1 protein-coding gene is annotated in these 392 nt (G+C 42.9%); it reads right to left on the reverse strand.

The genetic code is table 11. The annotated features are described in order from the left end of the window. Window positions 1–392, reverse strand: a 392-nt coding sequence (locus GVL03_RS21590) for an MFS transporter (protein ID WP_159502784.1), incomplete at both ends; no start/stop codon positions are given.

Raw genomic sequence — 392 nt, forward strand, 5'->3', positions numbered from 1 at the left:
CAGCAGCCAACCCCAACTCTTTACCCTGGTAATAAATAAACGCAGTCGTGAAAACTAAAGGGATCATGGATGCGCCAGCAGCTCCCTGTAAAGCACGAAAAAAAATCATGATCTGAATATTCCAAGCAAGTCCACACGCGATACTCATTAAAGTAAATATTCCCGCGGATAGAGTAAAAAGCCAACGAGTGGAAAATACCCGTGACAGCCACCCAGAGAGCGGAATAACAATAATCTCAGCAATTAAATAGCTGGTCTGAAGCCAGGCCATTTCGTCTTTACCTGCGGACAGACCACCACCTATTTCATTTAGGGATGACGTTACAATTTGAATATCAAGCTGAGCAATAAATAATCCCATACACATACTGGCGAAAGCAATATGTTTACGC

Origin of the sequence: Microbacterium sp. 18062, assembly GCF_902706225.1 — a bacterium.
In the GTDB taxonomy this organism is placed as follows: Bacteria; Actinomycetota; Actinomycetes; order Actinomycetales; family Microbacteriaceae; genus Microbacterium.